Below are 22,142 nucleotides of genomic sequence, written 5' to 3'. Positions count from 1 at the left end.
AAGTTAGTATGGATATTGCATGACGTCTTCTCCAAAAATTTCTTTACGAATTAAGGGAAGCGTGGAAATTAATTTTTTTAAACCTTCGATACCCTCTTGTTTTGTATTATGAGAATGATAATCTTCGATTTTAGAAATATCCTGTTCTCCTTCGGAGAAATATTTCGCGTAGTTTAAATCTCTATTGTCCGCGGGGATTCGATAGAAATCACCCATATCTTCTGCTTTCATCATCTCTTCTCTTGTGCAAAGAGTTTCGTACAATTTTTCTCCATGTCTTGTCCCAATTACTTTCACATTTGTTTCCTTGCCTGAAAGTTCTATCAGTGCTTTTGCCAAATCGCCAATACTGCCTGCTGGTGCTTTGTTTACAAATAAATCGCCTGCATTTCCGTTTTCAAAAGCAAATAATACTAGATCTACGGCGTCGTCTAAGGACATAAAAAAACGCGACATATTTGGATCTGTAATTGTGATATCTTCACCTTTATAAATTTGGTTTAAAAACAAAGGAATTACAGAACCTCGCGAAGCCATAACATTCCCATAACGCGTTAGACAGACTACTGTTTCACTCATATTTCTAGATTCAGCTACTGCCACTTTTTCCATCATTGCTTTAGATATTCCCATCGCATTAATCGGATAAGCTGCCTTATCGGTCGAAAGACAAATTACTTTTTTAACTTTATTTTGTGCTGCAGCTCTAATTAAATTTTGAGTACCCTCGACATTTGTTTTCACGGCCTGCATGGGAAAAAATTCACATGATGGCACTTGCTTTAAAGCTGCTGCATGGAACACATAATCAACGCCGCGGGTTGCCGGTTCTACACTTGTAAAATCTCTTACATCACCGATGTAATATTTAATCTTATCATCTTTGTAAAGGGTTCGCATATCATCTTGCTTTTTCTCATCGCGGGAGAAAATTCTGATTTCTTTGAAGTGAGCTGTTTTTAGAAAACGGTTTAGAACAGCAGTTCCGAATGAACCGGTTCCACCTGTAATGAGAAGGACTTTATCTTTGATTTCCATGTTACACGTAACTTTTTATTTTCATTAGTAAATTACTGAAGTCGCACTTAATTTGTAAATCTATAGTAGCTAAGTGGCGAAATAAGTAACAATTTTTTAAGCATCGCAAAAATACAATTTTTTAAGCTATATTTATACCAATAAATGACTGTTATTATGAAAAAACCATTAATTTTTGTGTCCCTTAATCTGGGTCTATTTTTTCAATCTCAAGTTATTAATTTAAAAACTTACATAATGGATGAAGGAAGCAATACTTTAAAAAAAGCAATTTCAGATATTAAAAGAGATTATTCAAGCCAAAAAAAACATGTGGTGCTTTTTATTCCAGCAGGAACTTATACACTATCCGAACCTATCGTTTTGAATAAATACATTAGTTTAGAAGGTGAAGCAGAAAATTCCACCGTTTTGCAAGTGAAAAATCCTAATCAAGAAGCAATCATTTTAGAAGATAATAAAAATGAAATAGATATCAATAATACTTATAATACTATTCGAAATTTAACAATAACGGGACCTGACTTTAATAAAAATCCATTTGAGTGGAAAGATTTGAAGCAAAATAATACCAGAAGCGTGGGAATAAAAATACTGGGACTGCGCAACCGAATTAATAATTGCACTATTGCAGGTTTTCTATGGAGCGGCATTGAGATTTCTTCCAGTTATTATAATTTTATCACCTATAGTTTTATTAAAAATAATAGGATTGGGATTACTATTGATAAGAATTCTACAAGTACTTATTTTAATAATAATGAACTTCGAACGAATGCGATAGGAATTTTGATTCAAAATAATTCTTACGCCAATTTTATCAATAATAATATGATTGAAAATAATATCGGCAATATGCTAGCAATTTCCGAAAATGATGATGATCCCACAATTTTAACAAAAGGTAATGGCATCATCATTAACAATGCTATGAATAATTTTATTCAAAATAATTACTTTGAGCAACAAGTCAATAATATTTTTCTGAACAACGCGAATGATAACGAAATATCATCTAACTTTTTTGCATTGAACATTTTGGATAATAAAGCCCAGAATATTTTGAAGATAGCTGGAAATTCTAAAAATAACAGTATAACACGAAACAGTACAATGGGTTCAAAACCCGAAGTAGATGTTACCAAAATGATTTTTTTGGGGAAAAATGATTACTCTACAAATACAATTGATTTTGGTAAAGAAAAAAACGAAGAAATTAAAGGCAAATTGCGAAATAATAAAAATCTAAAACGAATGCCCGATTTACCTTAAATAATTTGCAATTAAAACAAATTTATTATATGATCAATGTGCTTATCAGCAGTGAAATTATTCAAATAATAATTTATACCGGCTTCAGAATGCTTGGCATATTCTAGCGGATTATCTATCATTTTATTAATAACTGCTGCAATTTCTTCGGGAGATTTCGCATTTACAAAAAAGCCATTTTCATTATTTACCATATCGGGAATTAGTCGGTATTTGGTAACGACTGGGACACAACCGTAAGCCAGAGCCTCTATAATGGAAACAGGTTGTCCTTCATTAATATAATAACTTGGTAATAGGAAAAAGTATGATTCCCGAAATGCTTTCGCTTTATTTTCACCAAAAAGTCCTTCGAAATATTCTATTTTACTCGTAAGTTTATTTTCTTCTATAAACTTAAAAAATTCTTTTCGAGCGAGTTCAGGTGAGGCGAAAGTTTGGTCATCTACACCACCCAAAAATTTGCCAGAAAATATGGCTTCAATATTTCTCTTATCCCTATTTACCAAAAGATTAAATGCTTCTAAAACATCCCAATAACCCTTAGATTCTATAAGATTGCTGAGATAAATGATTTTCAATGGTTTCAGTAGATCTATTTTCTTAGCTACAATATTTTGGCTATCCACTTTTTCTGGAAGACCGTTTGGTATTGATATTACTTTTTCTCGATAATCTTTTAAAAAACTAAAATGATTTTTCGTGAAATCGCCTTCCACAATAATTTTCTCAAATTTCTCAAAAGTATTTATTATTTTTTTTTGAAAAGAAGGCGTTTGTGAATTAAAAAATTTATCATAGTTTGAACCAAACTGATGTGCAACCACTTTCCTACCAAAAAATTTAGCAATTTTAATAAAGATATAATCTCTCACAAAACCCACTTTTGATTGCGAAGTTGTCATGTATATTGGTGTTCCGAAATTGGTAAGTAAAACAAATACATATCTAAAAACTAGTAGAAAATTATCAATTAATTTTGTATAACTAAACTCACCTGAAACTCTTTTATTAGTAGGATCTTGTCTTATTGACTTACCAAAATCCACAATAACAGCTTTAATTTGTTTTTCCTTGAGTTTATCCACAAAAAGCTGAAACATCATAGATTGTCCATTCACCATTTTATTATTCTGCGTTGTACAGCCAACCAAAATCAATTTTTTAATCATTTTTAATTTCTTTTATCCATTCCCAAACTTCTTTCAGACCTTCCTCTACTTCAATTTTTGGTTTCCAATTTAGGTCATTTTTAATGTGTTCGAAACTCAAAACATTATACTCACAATCGAAATTTCGGGACAATTTTCGAGTCGTGACTACATCCCTACCTGCAACTTTTCCTATTTTAAAAATCATTTCTTTAATGCTAAATGGTTTTCCGTTGCCGACATTATAAATATGGGTTTTGGAAGGTTTTTGTGGTGCATTTATACATTTTAAAACGGCTTCTGCAACGTCGGTTACAAATACAAAATCTCTTATTACCTTACCATCATCATACAGATCTATAGCTGTATTATTAATTAAAGATTTGAAAGCAAAACCGATAATGCCTTGTGGCTTATTTAAGTTTTGATACTTGCCATAAACATTAGAAGGCCTCAAAATATAACTTTCATAATTTGAAGATTGGGTGATAAACTGTATATAATTTTCGGTTACTAATTTAGAAAGTCCATATTCTGAAATAGGATTTTTAGAATGGTTTTCATCTAAAGGTATAAGTTCTGAAGTATCCCCATATACGGTTCCGCCAGAAGATAAATAAACAAATTTCTTAAGCACAGAATTATTCGTTTTTTCGAGAAATGCAATTACCGGTTTTATGTTCGTTTCAAAATCTGCTTGCAAAGAGGCTTCATGAGAACCCGGAATAAGTGAACTTGCTAACCAAATTACGATTTCTGCATCTTTTACTGCCTCGATAATAGATTTGGTATTTTGAATATCTGCAATAATTGATTGTACAGAGTTTGGAAAATTATCGTTTCCAGAATTTTTACCGACTAAAATTATAGTAAAGTCAAAATTCAGAAAAAATTCAGTAAAATTTTTACCGATGAAACCATGACCTCCTATAATTGCTATTTTTTTCAATGTTGTATATTATTTTTTAAAAATATTTTTAATTTGAAGCACTTCATTTTTAAATTTATTAAGTCTGTTTTGGTCTTTTAGGATTTTCGCTACAAAGATTTTAAATTTATATTCTGCAAGGTAATTATTAATGATTCTTTTTTCATTAAAATTAAATTTTTGTAGGTAATATTTCAGTGATTTTATTTCACTACCAAAAGCTTTTTCAGACCAATCTGTTCTATTTCCCACTAAATGAAGATAGGTTTTTGAATTATCATAACAAACCGTATATTTTTTTTCTCTAATTCTCTTCGCAATATCGGGTTCTTCGAAATACATAAAAATATTTTCATCAAAAAAACCAATTTCCATAAATTTGTTTCGGTCTATAAAGAAAAAAGCACCTGAGAGATAAAAATACTTTTGTGAAAATACATCAATTTTATTTGTGATTTTTGTGATAAAACCTGTGAAACTATTTCGGTATTCAGGTTTCAGATAGAAAGAAAAATCAAAACCACCTTTTTGTTTATAGCCCAATAAAGCGAGATTTTTATTTTTAAATTTTTCAAAAACATCTTTTAACAACGAACTTTCAAACCTCACATCTGGATTCATTATAGCGATAATTGATCCTCTTGAGTTTTCAATGCCGATATTATTTCCAGATCCGTAACCTACATTTACACTTTTCACGAAAATTATTTTACTTCTGAAATGCTCCTCCAGAAGCACATGCATTTTTCTACCCTCCTCTTCACTACTGTTATCAACTACAATTATTTCTAATTCATTTACAGGGATGTCTGTATATTTATAAATAGATTTGATGCAGTCTATTATAAGATCTCGCGAATTATAAGTTACAATAATTAGTGATATTTTTATATTATTCATAAAATATACTTAAATATAGGATTAGAAAGAAACATATTATGAATGACTTCTAACCAGTCATTTGGTTTAATTAATTGCGGAAGTAAATAAAAATAGAATAAATTAAACACAAATAATAATATGAATATCGTAATTGAAATTCTTTTCTCATTTGAAGGTAATTTGTTGATTAACATAAAGAAGGCAATTATTGGAAATAAAATACCTGTTACAATAAGCCGGTGGCCAATCACCTGAATAAAAAACGCAATATATAAATAACAAAAAGGGAAAATCGACATTTTCAATAAGAAATTAAAAAGGGTTTGGTCTTTCTCATCGATAAGATATTTATATTTAGAAATCCAAAATTTAAAAATAACTATATTAATTATGAAAATCGCGAAGTAGAAAATCCCACCAGAAAATGAGGCAATAAATTCAGAGTCGAAGTATGTTTTAAAACCACCTAATATAGTAGCACTAAAAATGTAAATCACTAGAAATAAAATTGCATTAAAAGCGGCTGAATACACGAAAAATTTCTTCAAAGGAATCTTGTCAATAGATTTTATAAATAAAATCGGAATGAATAGTATGACCCCACTATGGGCAAGAGAGGCAATTACAAAAAAAATAAGCGCCAGATAAATTCTCTTTTTTACGAAATATTGATATAATGCAATAACTGCTATTGGATAGGCTAAAAAATAGCGAATTTGTGTAACATAAAAGATATATAATATTGAGAAATACAAAAGAGCGATAATCAAAGTGTTTTTTTTAAAAAGACTTATAAAATAAACAAAGAAAAAAGTTATCAAAAAACTGTAAAAAATAATGAAACTTTCAAATGATAAATTATTTGTTTTGAAGAAAACTGCAAGAATATTGAAGATATAATCTTTTTTGACATCCTTATCAAAGAAGTATTGATAGGAATCCCAATCATTAGTTTTAGTAACAAAAGCACTTGACACAAATAATATAGCAAATGCTAAAAAAAAAAGAAAAGTTCTACCAAAAGGAAATTTTGACAAGGGTAGACTAGTCAATATTAAAAAAATAAAAAAAATTATTAAAAAAATCATCTTCTAATGCTTTCCCATGTGAAATTAGTAAAATTATATCGTTTAATTATTTTTAGAGGATTTCCCGAACAAATTGTAAATTCTTCTAGGTCTCTAAAAACAACTGAATTTGCACCTATCACAGAACCTCTTCCAATTTTAACATTAGGTAAAACAATTACACCGTCACCAATCCAAACATTTTCCTCAATAATAACCGGACGAGAAGAAAATAATGGTCTTTTACTAGGATTACCTAAAGGATTGCATTGATTATCTTCAGAATATTTACCGTGATTATGATCAATAATTAATATTCTAGACCCAAGAAGAACATTATCCCCTATTGTAATTTTATTTATAGCGCCAATATGAACATTTTCACCAAAAGAAACATTTTTTCCGATAACAATCTTCTCCTCATTTTCCATACCAAATGCTTCCATCCTTAAAAATCTATTACTACCAAAATTTTCGCCTAGAATTATATTTTGAGCACCAATTATCTTACAGAATTTATCTAAATAAAAAATTTTGGGTGCTTTTAAAAAAAGCCATTTGTACCTTAAATAATTGAATATAAATGTAAAATATTGAGTCATTACTTACTTATAAAAATATTTTTGAAATGCAAGAAATCCTTTTTGAAAAAAAATATAAAAAAAACTATGTAGGCTCCAAAAAATATAGTACGTAAAACCAGACAAAAAATAAAATATCCCATTTTAAAAAGCCTATCTCCAAGATAATCATAATTGAAAACCCCAAACATTAAGAAGAAAACTATAACTAAATAACTTGTCAATTTGTTTTGTTTTTAAAAAATAAGCTTTTCATTAATAATAATTTATCTCTAAAAAAGAAAAAATAGAATGAGCTATAAATTATCGCAAATATAATTATTTTGAAAAATGTGTTAATCAATACTGTAGAGGAAAAATTTGGTAGAACAGACATTACAGCATACAAAAATATAACAAAAATAGTATGTTTAAATAATATTTTTGTTTGGGTAATAAATGTTTTTTTTAAAAAAATATTTACGAAGAGAGATGAAATTATAAATTGTAATATACTTTGAAGAAGTAAACCCAATGTTAGAATTTTAAGATCTTTATAAATTATTGAAACAAACAAGATTATCACTCCCGTAATTTTCGTTAAAACTTCTACCAATAAAAACAGATTACCATTTCCTTTAGCTTGAAAAATCATCATATTATTATTGATCAGAGGAAATGATATATACGAAAGTGCCAATATGCGTAAAATAGGAACCAATTCGATCCATTTTTCGGATAATAAAAGTATAACTATATCTTTTGAAAAAATTGCTATAAAGATAAATAACGGAAAAAAGAGTAGCATTGTAATTTCACTGTACAAAATATTTGTCTTGTGAATTTTTTCATCATCATCCTTATGTCTAGCCATATAAGGAAATAACACCCTTTGTATAGTGCCTGTGATTACTGATGAAGGCATTAAAGTAAATTGATTTCCTTTTGAAAATAAACCTAAATCTTTAATTGGTAATTGTTTACCAATAACCAAAGTATATAGATTGATATATAAAGATTGAACAATTGCTGCTAAGGTTAATTTTGAGCCGAAGTTAAAAAATTCTTTGAAGATATATTTGTCAAATCCAAAAGAAGGTTTCCATTTTACAGCGATGAAATAAAGAATAACACTTATTACATTTTGAATTAAAAATTGAAGTACCAAAGCCCAAACGCCATAGCCGTTTTCAGCTAAATATATTGCAACTATACCCGATATAATTAATGAAATTACTGAGATTTTTGCAACTGTCTTAAAATTAAGATCTAACTGCAAAACAGCTTTTTGAACTACCATAAAAGCATTCAAGATCACCGAGATGCCAATCACTCTGATTGTTACAGTTAAAATTGGTATGTCGTAAAAATCTGCGATATAAGGTGCTCCGAAAAATAAGAGCAGATACATAAAAATTGAAAGCACAAGGTTTGTGTAAAAAACTGTATTGAATACAATTTTAGCTCTACTTTGCTTATGAATCAGAGCATTAATAAATCCACCGTCTGCTATAGCTTGTGCAAGACTAATTCCTACTAATAAAATTCCAAATACGCCGTAATCTTTTGGAAGTAAGATTCTTGCAATAATTATCTCTAAAACTATCTGCACTACGATAACTCCTATTTTATCTACAGCACTCCATAAAAAACCATTTAGCATGGCTTTTTTATCATATTTCATTTAAAATTAATTTTTTATTTAAGAGCACAAAAAGATTTATTTGTTTTTCTTTAAAAGCATGGTTAACTCGTCTCACCGTTGGGAACACCATAAATCCAGTTTGTTCGTACTATTTCAAGCGTAAGTTGGTATTAATTGTTATAAAACAAAAGGTTTGCACGTGGATCTAAAATCTTGGATAGATTTATAATCTTTATTTTCATCTTTTTTGTATATAAATTATATAAATATTCATCATGCGCACTTTTCTCAAACATCTACTAATTTTTAAAAGAATTTTTAATTAAATTCAAAATAAAGCAACTTCAACATGACATTTAAAAAAAACCAATATGTCGATTTTTAATTAAATTTTAAACATCATTACTAAATTTTCCACGTTTTAAAGTATAACATTTATAAATTATGAATTGCTAAAATTTATCCTTAAGCTTTTGCAGAAAACTTTTATCTTCTTGCGTATAACCATAACCATACTTATTGCCGTAGGCAAAGTTTCCTTTATTTACATCATTTAAAACAAATCCAACATTTTTGATTTTACTACTTCCTATGATTTTATTAGCGAATTCTATGAGAGATTTCTCAGTGTAAAGTGATCTTGTAACATATAAGGTACAATCTGCTGAATTCCCAATTAAAAATGTATCCGTCACGAGCATCAGTGGCGCAGTATCAACAACTATATAATCATATTTTTTCCTTAATTTTTCTATAAGATCTTCAAATCTACCATTGGAAAGTAAATCTGTAGGATTTGGCGGAATATCACCAGAATAAATGACATCACAGTGTGGATTTATTGAAGAGGCATGTATAATAGAATCAATAGTCCTATTTGAATCATATAAATATTCTGTAAGACCGTCGAGACCCTTTCGCGAAGTATTGTATCGCTGAAGTTGCGGATTTCTTATATCTGCACCAATAATAATCACCTTTTTTGTGGGGCTAGCTAAGGTTAAAACTAGATTTACAGAAACAAAAGTTTTACCCTCTCCTTTGGCGGCAGATGTCACGTAGATTACGCTGCATTGAGAACTATAAGGTAAAATAAAATTAGTGTTAGTTATCAAAATCCTAAAAGCTTCTGCTAAAGGTGAAGAATCATTCATTTGAACAATATCTTCCTGGCCCTTTAAAACTGTAGGAATTTCTGCAAGTACTGGGAACGGTGATAATGTTTCTAAATCGTGTCTACTTTTAATTGTATTATTGAATAATTCAGAAATATATACTAAAACGAACGGTATAAGAATACCTAAAATAAGCGCCGCTAATAAAACGATAATCTTCTTTGGAGATACCGGCTTTACATCACTATATGCATAATCTACAATTCGGGCTTTATTTGCAGTAACCGCTAAAGATATCGCGGTTTCTTCCCTTTTCTGTAGCAAAAGCAAATAAAGATTTTCTTTGATCTGCTGCTGTCTTTCAATGCTGCGAAACATTTTCTCCTGCTCTGGGATTTTGGTGATTTTTCCGGAAATTTTTGACTGCTCACCTAAGTACTGGTTTTTTGCAAGCTGCAAACCGGTTCTGTTTTTTTGTAAACTTTCCATTACAGAAGTTTTCATAGAAGATATCTGTTTTGTCAAATCTACAACAAGTGGATTTTTTGCAGTAGCATTTTCTAAAAGCCTATTTCTTTCCAAAACCAACTGATTATATGCAGAAATATTTGCTGCTGCCGTCGAGTTATTAAGGCCAACATTAGAAGGTAGTACATCTGAAATACCTTGCTTTTCCATGGAACTTATCAAATAATTAGAAAGTTCTAGTTGCGATTCTAATTGTAATTGATTTTGACGTGCCTCTGCGGAAGCCTGAAGGTTGATTTTAGCCTCAGTTTCAATATCTGTTATTTTATTAGTAGACTTAAAATTTTCCTTTTGATTCTCAACATTACTTAACTCTTTTGAAATAAGAGTTATACGGTTATCAATAAAATCTTTGGTTTTTTTGGACTCAGAATTTTTATCTGTAATAGCATCTTCATTATAAACACGCACTAAATTGTTTAAAATATCCTTTGCTTTTTCAACATTCGGATAATTCATTGATAGTCCAATTACGGTAGCATCTTTATTTACCAATGAAACAGTAAGAGCTGCCTGAAATTTATCAACAGCCAAAGCAATGGGCATATATGAAAAGGATAGTTCTTCCTGCTTTTCTACCTTCAGTTTATTAAACAAAGAATTATGCAATATCATAAAGTTTGCATAAGGCAAACTGATGGTTTTATTAAATTCAGTTTTAATATCTTTCGTAAACTCTGATGATGATAATGTGATTTGATTACCAGAAATTTTAATTTTTACCGGCTCTTTTTGTTCTTTACTAAATGGTTTTTCATTTATAATTTGTATGGTTATTGGGGAGGTATCTGTATAAAGTTCATCCTGCTTAAACCTTTCTTTGCTATAAATAGTAGTTTGAAGGTGAAGTTTATTAACCACATCAACCATTATTTTTTTTGATTTGAAAATCTCAATTTCATTATCAACCCCATTTGTGGATAAACCACCCAAACCAGAAAGATCAGTCAATACGCTTAAATCACCCGCCGCAGAGGGTAATTTCTTCGCATCTTTTATAAGAACAGTTGATTGTACTTTGAAGATATTAGTTTGAAATTTTAGATACAAAAATGCAAATATGAGACATACAGGGACAGAAATTACAAACCAAAGCCATTTTCGTAGGTATGGTTTAATTATTGCCCGAAGATCTATTTCGGAATCCTGCTTTTCTAAGTTTGAAGTTTGGTCCATGGATTATAATGAAGTATTATTTTTTAAATACAAGTGCGAGAATTGTAACAACAATACCTGCTACAGAAACATATATTGGTGTATTAGGATCGAGTCTCGAAGTTTTTTCCTTTGTCTTATTAGCAGAGACATAAATTACGTCGCCCTGCTTTAGATGATAGTAGGGTGAACTGATAAAATTATCATCCAAAAGACTAATCCTATTTTTAGTAACTACGCCATCAACTGAACGAACAATTAAAACATCATCTCTTTTTCCATAGATAGTGGTATCTCCCGCTAAACCTAATGCGGTAAAGATCGTACCTTGACCATTTGGAATATTATATTCTCCTTGTCTGTTAACTTCGCCTAAAACAGTGACCTGAAAGTTAGCTAATTTTACATTTACAGTTGGTTTTTTTACATATTGTGATATTTTATCACTTAATTCATCCTTAAATTCTACTAAAGTTTTACCTACTGTATTTAAGTTGCCAATTACAGGGAAGTCTATATTGCCTGCCGTATCTACAATGTAAGTTGGTCCAGAGAAAATTGTTGATCCATTATTTGGCATGTTTCCGCCTGGTAAGTTTGGCTGAACAAGTTGAGCTGAAGAATAATTTTGATTGAAAGGTTTTACAACATCCTGATCTTTAGCAGAAATTAAAATTACAAGTTGATCTCCTTTTTGAATTGTAGAATTCTGGGCTTTCAATGCCTGCTCCGTCGCCGCTTTGTCAACATTCTGCATATAATCCAATTCACTCACATGATTTATCTTACATGATATAAGAAACAGACTTATAAAAAATATATATAAAAGATTATTTTTCATTTTTTGTTTTTAGAAGTGCAAAGATAACATTATTGCGCAGAATAGCAATTATAGGTTTTTTTCAATCTGATTTTTTTATAATTAATTTTAAATTTAAAAATTTAAAGACTTAAAATATTTTTATCGCTTTTTAAAATCCCATTTACATCATAGATAAATCCCTTTTCAGTCTTTAAATTTAAAAAATCTAAATTTAAAAATTCCCGATGTGCAACACCTAAAATTATTACATCAAATTTATCTTTTGGTAGTTGCGAAAAGCTATCGATTCCATATTCATGTTTTACTTCAATAGGATTTGCCCAAGGATCATATGTTGTAATTTCTGTTCCATAATCTTTTAATGCGCTAATAACGTCTATAATTTTTGTATTTCTGACGTCGGGACAATTTTCCTTAAAAGTAATACCCAGCATCAAAATTTTTGCGTGATTAACTGGAATATCCTTCTTAATCATTGATTTCACAATTTGTGCAGCAATATAATCCCCCATTGAATCATTCAGCCTCCGGCCAGCTAAAATAATTTCTGGGTGATAACCATGCTCTTGCGCTTTCTGAGCAAGATAGTAAGGGTCAACACCAATACAATGCCCACCGACAAGACCTGGTTTAAAAGAAAGGAAATTCCATTTTGTTCCGGCGGCAGCTAAAACATCACTTGTTTTTATACCCATTAAATTAAAGATTTTTGCGAGCTCATTGACAAAAGCAATATTAATATCTCTTTGAGAATTTTCGATTACTTTAGCAGCTTCGGCCACCTTTATTGTAGGGGCTAAATGTGTTCCCGCGGTAATAACAGATTTATATAAATCATCAACCACCTTACCGATCTCAGGCGTTGATCCAGATGTTAACAACCTTATCATTTCTCGACTGATGTTCTCTCGCCGGGTTTATTCTTTCGCAGTAAATGATACCAAAAAGATAACATTGAATTTTAAGCCAAGATTTTTTCCACAATCGGTGAACAGTCCTCCTCAGTCGCCGCGATGAACTGTAGATTGATAATCACGATATCTCCTTTTATTACCCGGCCCCACAGTTTCGCTTGCTTTAATGAGAGGCTTTTAGCACAGCAATTATTTTTATGACATATGATTATATTAATGATATAGAGTATTAAAATTTTGATATCTTCTAATTTTGAAGCTACAAAGTAATACCATTTCTTCACCTAAAAATTGTTATACTTCAAAACATTTAACAATTTCTCTGCAACTTCAAGTGCTATCGTCCACTCCTCTGTTAAGATCATTAACTCGTCTTTTCATTATAGAATCCCACCACAGGATACTTGGTCGCGAATAATCTTGCTAATCGTGACCGACATATCCTGACCTACAACTGCTATTTTATGTTTCATGATTTATTTAATTTACCCAATACCATTTTACAGCCTCTTAAAACCTTTTGAATATAAATACGATATAATCATATTTTTTTCCTTGCTCTATGCTTGCCAGAGAATGTCTCAGTCACCCTTTCGATAATCCCCATACTTAACTTCTACATCCAGAAATTTATCGATTAGAATTCGGAACAATAATCTTTGAGATAAAATGCAGTATCGTTGAAAGTCATTATCAGCCATATGCATATGTTTCTAAATGTTATTGAGCTCATCATTTTCGCTAGTAGCGAAAAGATCATTAAAGCAACGTTATGATGTAGCGTGAAATACCATGATATTCTCCTCCTCCCATTAATATTCAGTGATTTCATGTGCCATCAAGTTGCATCACGAATTTTGGAATTACAGCTGCATGAACCGTGAGGATCCTGTCTATACCATGAGTGTTAGAGTGTCGCAGAGCCAATGGTATTAAACCATAGATTTTTAAAGTGTAGCGTACATTAGTTAACATATTTTGTAATGGCGTAAGGCGAAAGTAGTTTGCCAATACTATTTTCTTATTTTTGGCAAAAGTTGAGAATACACATAGTGAGAAACTGCAGCATAGATAATTACTGTTTTATTCTGTGGCATCTTTCGCCGCCACTAACATATTTAAAGTCCACCAACATTTACCTTATTACTCATAATCGATCAATTAATAGAGCATTGGTACAGATCCTAGAGCCGCTACATGCAAAAACGTGATCCTGATTTTCACAAGTTTACAGGTTTCTAAATTTCGATATCACCTTCAATTAATTTGACGACGAATTTTCAAAAAATGCTCGAATGTTTTCTTTTTTCCGGTAAAAAATATGTTGAACAGTTACAATTGAACCATGGAGAGAAATGCTCCACAAAGATTCGACCCAAATAATACGCGCCACCAGTGACTTGAGTTTTTTTAATCGCAATCAATGAAATTCATGTTATCATTATTTACTGGTAAACTGCTCATAATTTTTGAGAATGATCTATTAATAATAATATATGATTCTAGAAGAATTAGTCTTCACAGTAGGCATAGATTCCTGATAGACAGAGTTCTGACTATAAATTACGGAACAATTTTCTTAAATAATTACCAAGGTAAGCTTTTATATCTTGCGCAGGAGCAGCTTTAGTTACCATGTTAGTCAGATTTATAATTTCATGGAGATCAGGTGCAGGATCCCGAGAATCATAATGCTTTTATGAATGTATTTCCAACTGTTTTGGTATCATCACTCAGCAATTCCTCATAAAGCTTCTCTCCAGGTCTCAATCCCGTATAAACAATATCAATATCTGCACCTGGTTGTAAACCTGAAAGTCTTATCATTTTTTTAGCTAATTCTACTATTTTTACAGGTTCTCCCATATCGAAAACAAAGATTTCACCACCTCTTCCCATTGTTCCAGCCTGTAAAACCAATTCACATGCTTCCTGGATGGTCATAAAATATCTAACAATATCTTTGTGCGTGACGGTTATTGGGCCTCCAGCCTCAATCTGCCTTTTAAAATGTGGAATAACAGAGCCATTTGAGCCCAAAACGTTACCAAAACGAGTCGTAATAAATTTTGTCACATTTCCTTCAATATTTTGCAGTGACTGCACATAAAGTTCTGCCGCTCTTTTAGAAGCACCCATTACATTTGTGGGGTTGACAGCTTTATCAGTCGAGATCATCACAAACCGATTTACTTTATACTTGCTGGATAAATTGGAAAGATTTTTAGTGCCTAAAATATTTACTAAAATGGCCTCGTGAGGATTTTTTTCTACTAATGGAACGTGTTTGTAAGCGGCAGCGTGATACACCATTGAAAAATTGTAATTCTGAAAAACTGACTCCAAGCGGTGTCTGTTAGAAATATCTGCCAATATAAATTCAAATCTAATATTTGGAAATGTTGCATTCATTTCTAATTCTATTTCATACAACGGCGTTTCAGCTTGATCTAAAACTACAATCAGATCCGGATTAAATTTTGCAACCTGCCGCACAATTTCAGAACCAATAGACCCGGCGCCACCCGTTACTAATATAGTTTTATTAGAATGTCTTGGCTCTATCTCGCCATTGTCGATTTTGATAGGTTTTCTGTTCAATAGATCTTCAATCTGCAAAGATCTTATGGATTGTGCTAAATCACCGGATCGAAATTTCTGCAAAGACGGTGATTTAAAAATCTTCAGGTCTTTTTCTAAAAATAAAGAGACCCAACTTTCAAGTTCTGCTGGCGAAATTAATTCTTTTATAATGATCACACCATCAAGACCAAGTTGTTCTTTTGAACTTTTTTCAAGCATCTGTTTTGTGTAAATTCTTTTACCAAGCAATCTAGCTCTGACACAATCTTTTCGAGAAGTTACAAAACCTTTTAAATTGTATGGTACGTTTGGGTTTGCAATAATGGCGCGGGCGATTGCTACCGAACTTTCTCCAATTTCAAGAATTAAAACATTAGTGCGCTGTCTGGCATTTTTAACCTCCCGAATAATTTGAAAGAATTCTTTTACCACTAATCTAAACACGAAAAGAGAGGTAAAAGACAGTGCGAAATAAATAAAAAGGATAGGTATAAAAAATAATTTATGTCCGGAAGACCACAGCGAAATGTAACTTGCTAATGTTAAAAATGCGACTGTAAAGAAGCAGGTTAAGAAAATTTTCCATAAATCTACGAAGGTAGAGTGTCTGATAATCCCAGAGTAGGTACGAAACCAAAACATAAAAGCTAGATTTACTGATAATATTATAAAGAATTTTTGGTAAAGACCCAGATATGTGGCAAAATTTACATTTAATTTGCCAACTACGAAATAAGTTATAAAAAGAGAGAAAGTAATGAGAATTACATCGATTAAAATTACAATCCACCGCGGCAGGTAGCGCACATCAGATAATTTTAAAAAATTATCACCATCGTATATTTTGTTGGTTATCGTTTTAAAATTTGCATTTGCTTGTATTAAAGTACTGTAAATTCTAAGTGAATTAGTTTCTACAAAAATATGCAAATTCAGACTAAATATATTATCGGAATAGTTTCTTTTAAGAAGAATTAGGATATATCTAAACTAATTAGTGGTATCCAGGTCAATTTTTAAAATGATGAAAATGCCAGTCTTTAAAAAGAAGTTTTGCAGTGTTGGTTCGTTACAAATAAAATTTCCTGAAGTCAATTAATACCACTAAACAGTAAAAAACTTTCCTTCTGAAAAATCATTAAATTTACGTCTATACCTTTATGAAAATAACCAGAAATGCCATATTTAAAATATTGCCCGAAAAGGCAATATGAACAAATGAAAAGCATTCTTTTCAACATAATTGTTTATAAATGTTCTGTTTAAAAGTATATATAATCAATGATGCCAAAAGTAGTAAATAATTATCCTAACTCAGATCTTGCGTAAGTCTTAGCAAAATTTCATATTCATACCCTTTGTTCATTAAAAATTTAATTGTTTTTTGCCTTTTAAAGTACACCTTATTTTCTTTTTGAATTTGATAATGCTGACCGAATAATTTTAGCACACTCTTCTCGTAATCTTCTTCATTGATCTCATTCATTGAATTTTGAATTAATTTCTGAGAAATACCTTTAAATTTAAGGCTGTTGATGATCTTATTTCGACCCCAATTTTTCTGATAGAATTTGCCCCGGATATAGCTCCGCGTAAACCTTTCTTCATTGAGGTAATTTTCCTTCAGCAGATAAAGTAGTATCTCATCTTTTGCCTCCTGAATCAATAAAAAATCCCAAAATTTCTGATCTACTTCTTTGTGACAGCGATCCTGATAAACGCAATAATTTACCATTTTTTGTTTTATCTCTTCAAAAGTATAAGATTTTTTTTGGTCGATGGTCTTTGGTTTTTACCTAATAATTAAACAAAGCTTTCCCTTCCATCAATTGATTAACGTCCTTTTTTACTTTTTTTAAAACAGTTTCATTAGTCAAATCAGAAATACATTCTGAAATTAATCCGGCAATAGTTATCATGTCATTCTCTTTCAAACCGCGTGTTGTAATTGCTGACGTTCCCAGGCGAATTCCAGAAGTTGTGAAAGGTGATTTATCATCAAAAGGAACCATATTTTTATTACAAGTGATATCTGCTTTTACCAAAGCTTTTTCGGTCTCCTTGCCATTTACATTTTTATTTCGCAGGTCAACTAACATTAAATGATTATCAGTCCCGCCACTTACAATGTTGAAACCATTATCTACCATTGCTTTTGATAATGCTCTTGAATTTGCAACGACTTGTTTTTGATACGTCAAGAATTTCTCATCCAAGGCTTCACCAAAAGCCACCGCTTTTCCAGCAATCACATGTTCCAATGGACCCCCTTGGATTCCTGGAAATATGGCACCATCTAAAACCTGACTCATTATTTTCGTTTCGCCTTTTGGTGTTTTGTGTCCGTAAGTATTTTCGAAATCTTTGCCCATCATGATCATTCCGCCTCTTGGACCGCGCAAAGTTTTATGGGTCGTCGTTGTTACAACGTGACAATGTTCAAAAGGAGAATTAAGCAGTCCTTTCGCAACTAAACCTGCGGGATGTGCAATGTCCGCCCACAAGGTAGCGCCAACTTCATCAGCGATTTCACGGTATTTTTTATAATCTAAATCTCTGGAATATGCAGAAAATCCAGCGATCAACATTTTAGGTTTTGTTGCTAAGGCCACCTGTCTCATTTGATCATAATCAATCAAACCACTTTCCCGGTTTACACCGTAAAAATGTGCTTTATATTGAATACCAGAAAAATTAACAAAACTTCCGTGTGTTAAATGTCCGCCCATTGATAAGTCTAAGCCCAGAATGGAATCGCCTGGTTTTAAACAAGCCAGATAAATCGCGGCATTTGCTTGCGAACCTGAATGTGGCTGAACATTGGCGTAATCTACACTAAATAATTCTTTGGCCCGGTCAATGGCTAATTGCTCTACTTGATCAACAACTTCACACCCGCCATAGTATCGTTTTCCCGGATAACCTTCAGCGTATTTATTGGTTAAAACACTTCCTACGGCTTTCATTACGTTTTCAGAAACAAAATTTTCGGAAGCTATTAATTCTATGCCATGTGTTTGCCTGGCGCGTTCCTGCTCGATTAAACTAAATATGGGATCGTTATTCATTTATATAAAATTGAGGTTTCAGATTAAAATTTTAAAGTTCAAATTTAGTTAAATTTTAGATTGTAGAAAAGATCTTTTTATTTAATGAAAATATAGTATTTTTGTGACGCAAATTAAAAAGAAGTACAATTGCTGGGAATTTTTACTTTTGTCGGTCAACTGGGAGCAAAAATATAATTATGAGTAAGAAAAAATATAAAAAAGAACTTTTAAAATCTTTGAAAACCTTATTAAAAATGGAGCACAAGGTTTTAGAACAAATGACTAATCTGATGCTTTTAGGCGAATTAAAAAACGACGATATCGAATTTAAAGAAGGTGATACTTTTACCTTTAAAGATTCAATTTTCAATTACAGTTCCGATGCTAACATCCGGAAAATGGCAAAATTGCGCGTCAAAATGCTTAAAACAATGAGTAAATTGGTTGACAAAAACGATCTTAAAGACAAAGATTTAGAATTTCTAGCCTAAATCTAAAATAATGTTCAAGAAATTTTCCACCCTTTAGCGTCGGGAAAAAGAAAATTTCGTTCTTCAAAAATTTAACACAGAATTTTAGAGAGAAGCTTTTGCAAAAAGGCCTCTCTTTTTATTTGGAATAACCAGCCATCCAATCCTAATTATACTTATTAAATAAATCATTTAATGACTTAGCTAACAGAGGCGTTAAAAAAATTAAAATAAATTCGTGTACTCCTAAATCCTATTTAAAACATTGAACTTATGAGTAAAATCATATACAAAATGCACCAAATAGATTAAATTTGTTCAAATCAAAAATCCGATATGACAATCATAATATTTATAATCGTTCTCTGGTATTCTGGCCTGTTTTTCCAGACATTTTTCCTGCACCGTTACGCGGCGCATCAAAGTTTTAAAATGTCAAAATTTGGCGAAAAACTTTGTTTTATTTTAACTTGGGTCACGCAAGGATCCAACTATCTTTCTGCCTACGGCTATGGCGTAATGCACAGAATGCACCACGCTTTTGCCGATACGGAAGAAGATCCACACTCGCCAAAATATGATCCCAATTTATTTGCCATGATGTGGCGGACTAAAAATATCTACGCCGATATCAACAATTACAAAATTAAAATTGAAGAAAAATTCACCAAAAATGTTCCGCAATGGAAAGCCTTTGACCGTTTCGCCAGTTCGTGGGCTTCCAGAATTGGTTGGGGTGTTTTTTACACCGTATTTTTTGCCATTTTCGCCAACCATTGGTGGGAATGGTTGTTGCTTCCTGTCGCTTATTTAATGGCGCCGATCCATGGCGTAATAATCAATTGGTTTGCCCATATTTACGGGTACACCAACTTTAAAGTGAGTGACACTTCTAAAAATCTTTTACGTTTTGATTGGTTAATGATGGGTGAAGCCTACCACAATAACCACCACAAACACGGCGGAAGACCAAATTTCGGTGGCATCAGATGGCACGAAATTGATCCTACTTACATCATTATGTTGGGTTTAGAAAAAATGGGACTCATTAAACTCAATCGGATAAAAGTAAATACGCAACGGGAAAAATAAATAAAATTAATTGGTTTTCTAGCGGTCAAAAAAGAACATTATTTTTCTGTTTGGTGTAGTTATTTTATAGTTTATTCAGTATTATTAAATATATTTGTATCGATATCTTAGTATTTAATTATTAATCTGTATAGTTATTTCAGGACGGGTCATAAAAACAACTACCAAATTTCTGGTCAATAGTTCACCCGTAGATACTCCATAGATAAGGCATGGATAAAGCATGTATAGTGCATGAAAAAGGCACTTCAAAAAACACCAAAAAACGTTTAAATTTCCGCCTAAAATGATCCCAAAAATTTCCGAAAAATTCATTGAAGTAATGTTCAAATAAATTTTATTTCGCTTTTTATGTCTAATTGTCAGAAAAACCAATTTGGTTATAGTTTTGACATTGTTGTAATTCAAATAAAATTTATGGAATTAAAATATCTCATTCGGGAACCGGAAAATATTTCCTCAAAAACTACGCTCTTAGTTCTGCTTCACGGCTATGGAAGTAATGAAGAAGACCTTTTCAGCTTTGTTCCAACACTTCCAAAGGATTGGCTTATTGTCAGTTTTCGTGCGCCTTTTGATACGGATTTTGGTGGGTATTCCTGGTTTGATATTGATTTAATGAATGCTGAAAATCCTATAGATGTTGCACAGGCCAAAAATGCCGAAAAAGAAATTTTAGAATCTATTTTAACTATATCAAACCAGTACGGTTTAACGGAAAACGAAACACACCTAGCAGGTTTTAGCCAAGGTGGCATTTTAACCTATGCACTGGCTTTAAATCAGCCACAATTTTTCTCTAAAATTGCTATTTTAAGTTCATATCCTGATGAAAAATTATTAGTAAACAACTCGAAAGACAAAAAACAATTAGAAAAACTTAGATTTTTCATTTCGCATGGTGCAGATGATGCTGTGATTCCTTTGGAATGGGGGCGAAAAGCGGCAGATTACCTTTATCATAAAGGCTGCTTTTTTAGTTTTCGCGAGTATATGAATGGACATGGTATAAATCAAAAAAATTATATGGATCTAATGGAATTTTTTAATAAATAATAATCATTCTAAAAATACAGTTGTTGTATTTTTAACTTCTTCTATTACGAAAGAGCTCTCTGTACTGGATATATGTTCCATTGACGTTAATTTAGATACCATAAATTCTCTGTATTCTTGAATGTTTTCAAGCGCAATCTTTAATATGTAATCGGAATCGCCACTCACGTGAAAACATTCTAAAATTTCTGGAAACTTCTTGATTTCTTTTTCAAATTGAGAAATATACTCCTTTTTGTGCTGAATTAATTTCACCTGGCACAATACTATAAAATCTCTTTTCAATTGCTTTTTATCAACCAAAGCAATATACTTTTTGATAACTTTTTGTTTTTCAAGTTTTTTAATTCGTTCAAAAACTGCGGTCACGGAGAGATTGAGTTCACCCGCTAAAAATTTATTGGTTTTATCAGCATCTTCTTGCAGTAAAAATAGAAGCTTTTTGTCTTTTTCATCAAAGTTCATCAGAAAAAAAATTTGTTATAGTAAAGTATTTTCAAAGTTAAACAATTTTGAAACTATTAATTAATAGATTAATAGATTAATATTCTAAATATTTTGATAATGATTGTTTAAAAGTTTTAACATCCTTAGTTTTACCAAAAAAAAATAACCTACTATGGAAACTTTTGATGCAGCAAGCAATATTCAGGATTTACAATATTTTGGCGAATTTGGTGGTGTAAATCCATCTATATCAGATAGTTCAACTTATACTTTTCTTTCAGCTAAAGCTATGTTTGACACTTTTGAAGGAAATACCGAAGGTTGCTATCTTTATTCCCGTCATTCTTCGCCGAGCAATATATATTT

At 31.3% G+C, this 22,142-nt stretch carries 18 protein-coding genes and 1 pseudogene; 5 read left to right on the top strand and 14 right to left on the bottom strand.

The features are described from left to right. Positions 1 to 3 precede the first annotated feature (3 nt). A complete protein-coding gene (locus ACVBED_RS07100) occupies positions 4 to 1,038 on the bottom strand; it encodes a polysaccharide biosynthesis protein (RefSeq protein ID WP_473094756.1) in 1,035 nt (344 codons plus the stop codon). 156 nt (positions 1,039 to 1,194) lie between these two features. Between ACVBED_RS07100 and ACVBED_RS07095 the strand changes: the two genes are divergently transcribed. Further along, on the top strand, positions 1,195 to 2,310 hold the full coding sequence (locus ACVBED_RS07095; protein ID WP_447121180.1) for a glycosyl hydrolase family 28-related protein: 1,116 nt from the start codon (positions 1,195 to 1,197) through the stop codon (positions 2,308 to 2,310). Positions 2,311 to 2,321: 11 nt separating this feature from the next. Here the strand turns inward: ACVBED_RS07095 and ACVBED_RS07090 are convergent, their stop codons facing one another. The 12 genes from ACVBED_RS07090 to glyA all read right to left on the bottom strand — a co-directional run bounded on the left by ACVBED_RS07090 (position 2,322) and on the right by glyA (position 18,729). Beyond that, on the bottom strand, positions 2,322 to 3,482 hold the full coding sequence (locus ACVBED_RS07090; protein ID WP_447121179.1) for a glycosyltransferase family 4 protein: 1,161 nt from the start codon (positions 3,480 to 3,482) through the stop codon (positions 2,322 to 2,324). Continuing rightward, a complete protein-coding gene (locus tag ACVBED_RS07085; RefSeq protein WP_447121178.1) occupies positions 3,475 to 4,410 on the bottom strand; it encodes an NAD-dependent epimerase/dehydratase family protein in 936 nt (311 codons plus the stop codon). The genes ACVBED_RS07090 and ACVBED_RS07085 overlap by 8 nt, the downstream gene beginning before the upstream one ends. A 9-nt stretch (positions 4,411 to 4,419) precedes the next feature. After that, positions 4,420 to 5,289: a glycosyltransferase family 2 protein gene (locus ACVBED_RS07080; RefSeq protein WP_447121177.1), complete on the bottom strand. Its 870-nt coding sequence runs from the start codon at positions 5,287 to 5,289 to the stop codon at positions 4,420 to 4,422. Further along, positions 5,286 to 6,308: an EpsG family protein gene (locus ACVBED_RS07075; protein WP_473094755.1), complete on the bottom strand. Its 1,023-nt coding sequence runs from the start codon at positions 6,306 to 6,308 to the stop codon at positions 5,286 to 5,288. Before ACVBED_RS07075 ends, ACVBED_RS07080 begins: the two co-directional genes overlap by 4 nt. A 47-nt stretch (positions 6,309 to 6,355) precedes the next feature. Further along, the gene (locus tag ACVBED_RS07070; RefSeq protein ID WP_447121176.1) at positions 6,356 to 6,940 is read right to left on the bottom strand and encodes an acyltransferase; all 585 of its coding nucleotides are present in this window, start codon (positions 6,938 to 6,940) and stop codon (positions 6,356 to 6,358) included. A 199-nt stretch (positions 6,941 to 7,139) separates the two neighbouring features. Then, positions 7,140 to 8,582, bottom strand: coding sequence for a lipopolysaccharide biosynthesis protein (locus ACVBED_RS07065; protein WP_447121175.1), 1,443 nt, complete (start codon positions 8,580 to 8,582; stop codon positions 7,140 to 7,142). A 413-nt stretch (positions 8,583 to 8,995) separates the two neighbouring features. Beyond that, positions 8,996 to 11,362: a GumC family protein gene (locus tag ACVBED_RS07060; RefSeq protein ID WP_473094754.1), complete on the bottom strand. Its 2,367-nt coding sequence runs from the start codon at positions 11,360 to 11,362 to the stop codon at positions 8,996 to 8,998. Between the two features lie 16 nt (positions 11,363 to 11,378). Next, complete coding sequence (locus ACVBED_RS07055) at positions 11,379 to 12,182, bottom strand: polysaccharide biosynthesis/export family protein (RefSeq protein WP_473094753.1); 804 nt, start codon at positions 12,180 to 12,182, stop codon at positions 11,379 to 11,381. 101 nt (positions 12,183 to 12,283) lie between these two features. Then, positions 12,284 to 13,054 carry a nucleotide sugar dehydrogenase gene (locus ACVBED_RS07050; RefSeq protein ID WP_473094752.1) on the bottom strand — a complete coding sequence of 257 codons (771 nt, stop codon included), beginning with the start codon at positions 13,052 to 13,054 and terminating at the stop codon, positions 12,284 to 12,286. Positions 13,055 to 14,764: 1,710 nt separating this feature from the next. Continuing rightward, positions 14,765 to 16,303, bottom strand: a complete 1,539-nt coding sequence (locus ACVBED_RS07045; RefSeq protein WP_473094751.1) for a polysaccharide biosynthesis protein — start codon at positions 16,301 to 16,303, stop codon at positions 14,765 to 14,767. A 667-nt stretch (positions 16,304 to 16,970) separates the two neighbouring features. Beyond that, positions 16,971 to 17,396, bottom strand: coding sequence for a regulatory protein RecX (locus ACVBED_RS07040; RefSeq protein WP_473094750.1), 426 nt, complete (start codon positions 17,394 to 17,396; stop codon positions 16,971 to 16,973). 61 nt (positions 17,397 to 17,457) lie between these two features. Further along, positions 17,458 to 18,729, bottom strand: coding sequence for a serine hydroxymethyltransferase (gene glyA, locus ACVBED_RS07035; protein ID WP_473094749.1), 1,272 nt, complete (start codon positions 18,727 to 18,729; stop codon positions 17,458 to 17,460). Positions 18,730 to 18,908: 179 nt separating this feature from the next. Here glyA and ACVBED_RS07030 point away from each other — a divergent pair, with 179 nt between their 5' ends. The 3 genes from ACVBED_RS07030 to ACVBED_RS07020 all read left to right on the top strand — a co-directional run bounded on the left by ACVBED_RS07030 (position 18,909) and on the right by ACVBED_RS07020 (position 21,329). Beyond that, positions 18,909 to 19,202, top strand: a complete 294-nt coding sequence (locus ACVBED_RS07030) for a hypothetical protein (RefSeq protein ID WP_447121169.1) — start codon at positions 18,909 to 18,911, stop codon at positions 19,200 to 19,202. 315 nt (positions 19,203 to 19,517) lie between these two features. Continuing rightward, the gene (locus ACVBED_RS07025; protein ID WP_447121168.1) at positions 19,518 to 20,273 is read left to right on the top strand and encodes an acyl-CoA desaturase; all 756 of its coding nucleotides are present in this window, start codon (positions 19,518 to 19,520) and stop codon (positions 20,271 to 20,273) included. A 417-nt stretch (positions 20,274 to 20,690) separates the two neighbouring features. After that, positions 20,691 to 21,329: an alpha/beta hydrolase gene (locus ACVBED_RS07020; RefSeq protein WP_473094788.1), complete on the top strand. Its 639-nt coding sequence runs from the start codon at positions 20,691 to 20,693 to the stop codon at positions 21,327 to 21,329. 3 nt (positions 21,330 to 21,332) lie between these two features. Here ACVBED_RS07020 and ACVBED_RS07015 read toward each other — a convergent pair whose 3' ends face one another. Continuing rightward, positions 21,333 to 21,794: an Lrp/AsnC family transcriptional regulator gene (locus tag ACVBED_RS07015; RefSeq protein ID WP_473094748.1), complete on the bottom strand. Its 462-nt coding sequence runs from the start codon at positions 21,792 to 21,794 to the stop codon at positions 21,333 to 21,335. Between the two features lie 154 nt (positions 21,795 to 21,948). On the opposite strand from ACVBED_RS07015, the pseudogene ACVBED_RS07010 reads away from it, so the two are divergent. Beyond that, a pseudogene (locus ACVBED_RS07010) lies at positions 21,949 to 22,142 on the top strand (cystathionine beta-lyase); the annotation flags it as partial.

It is taken from the genome of Halpernia sp. GG3 (genome assembly GCF_052976925.2).
The sequence above is the reverse complement of the archived record's forward strand: the minus strand, read 5'-3'. Positions and strand labels throughout refer to the sequence as shown.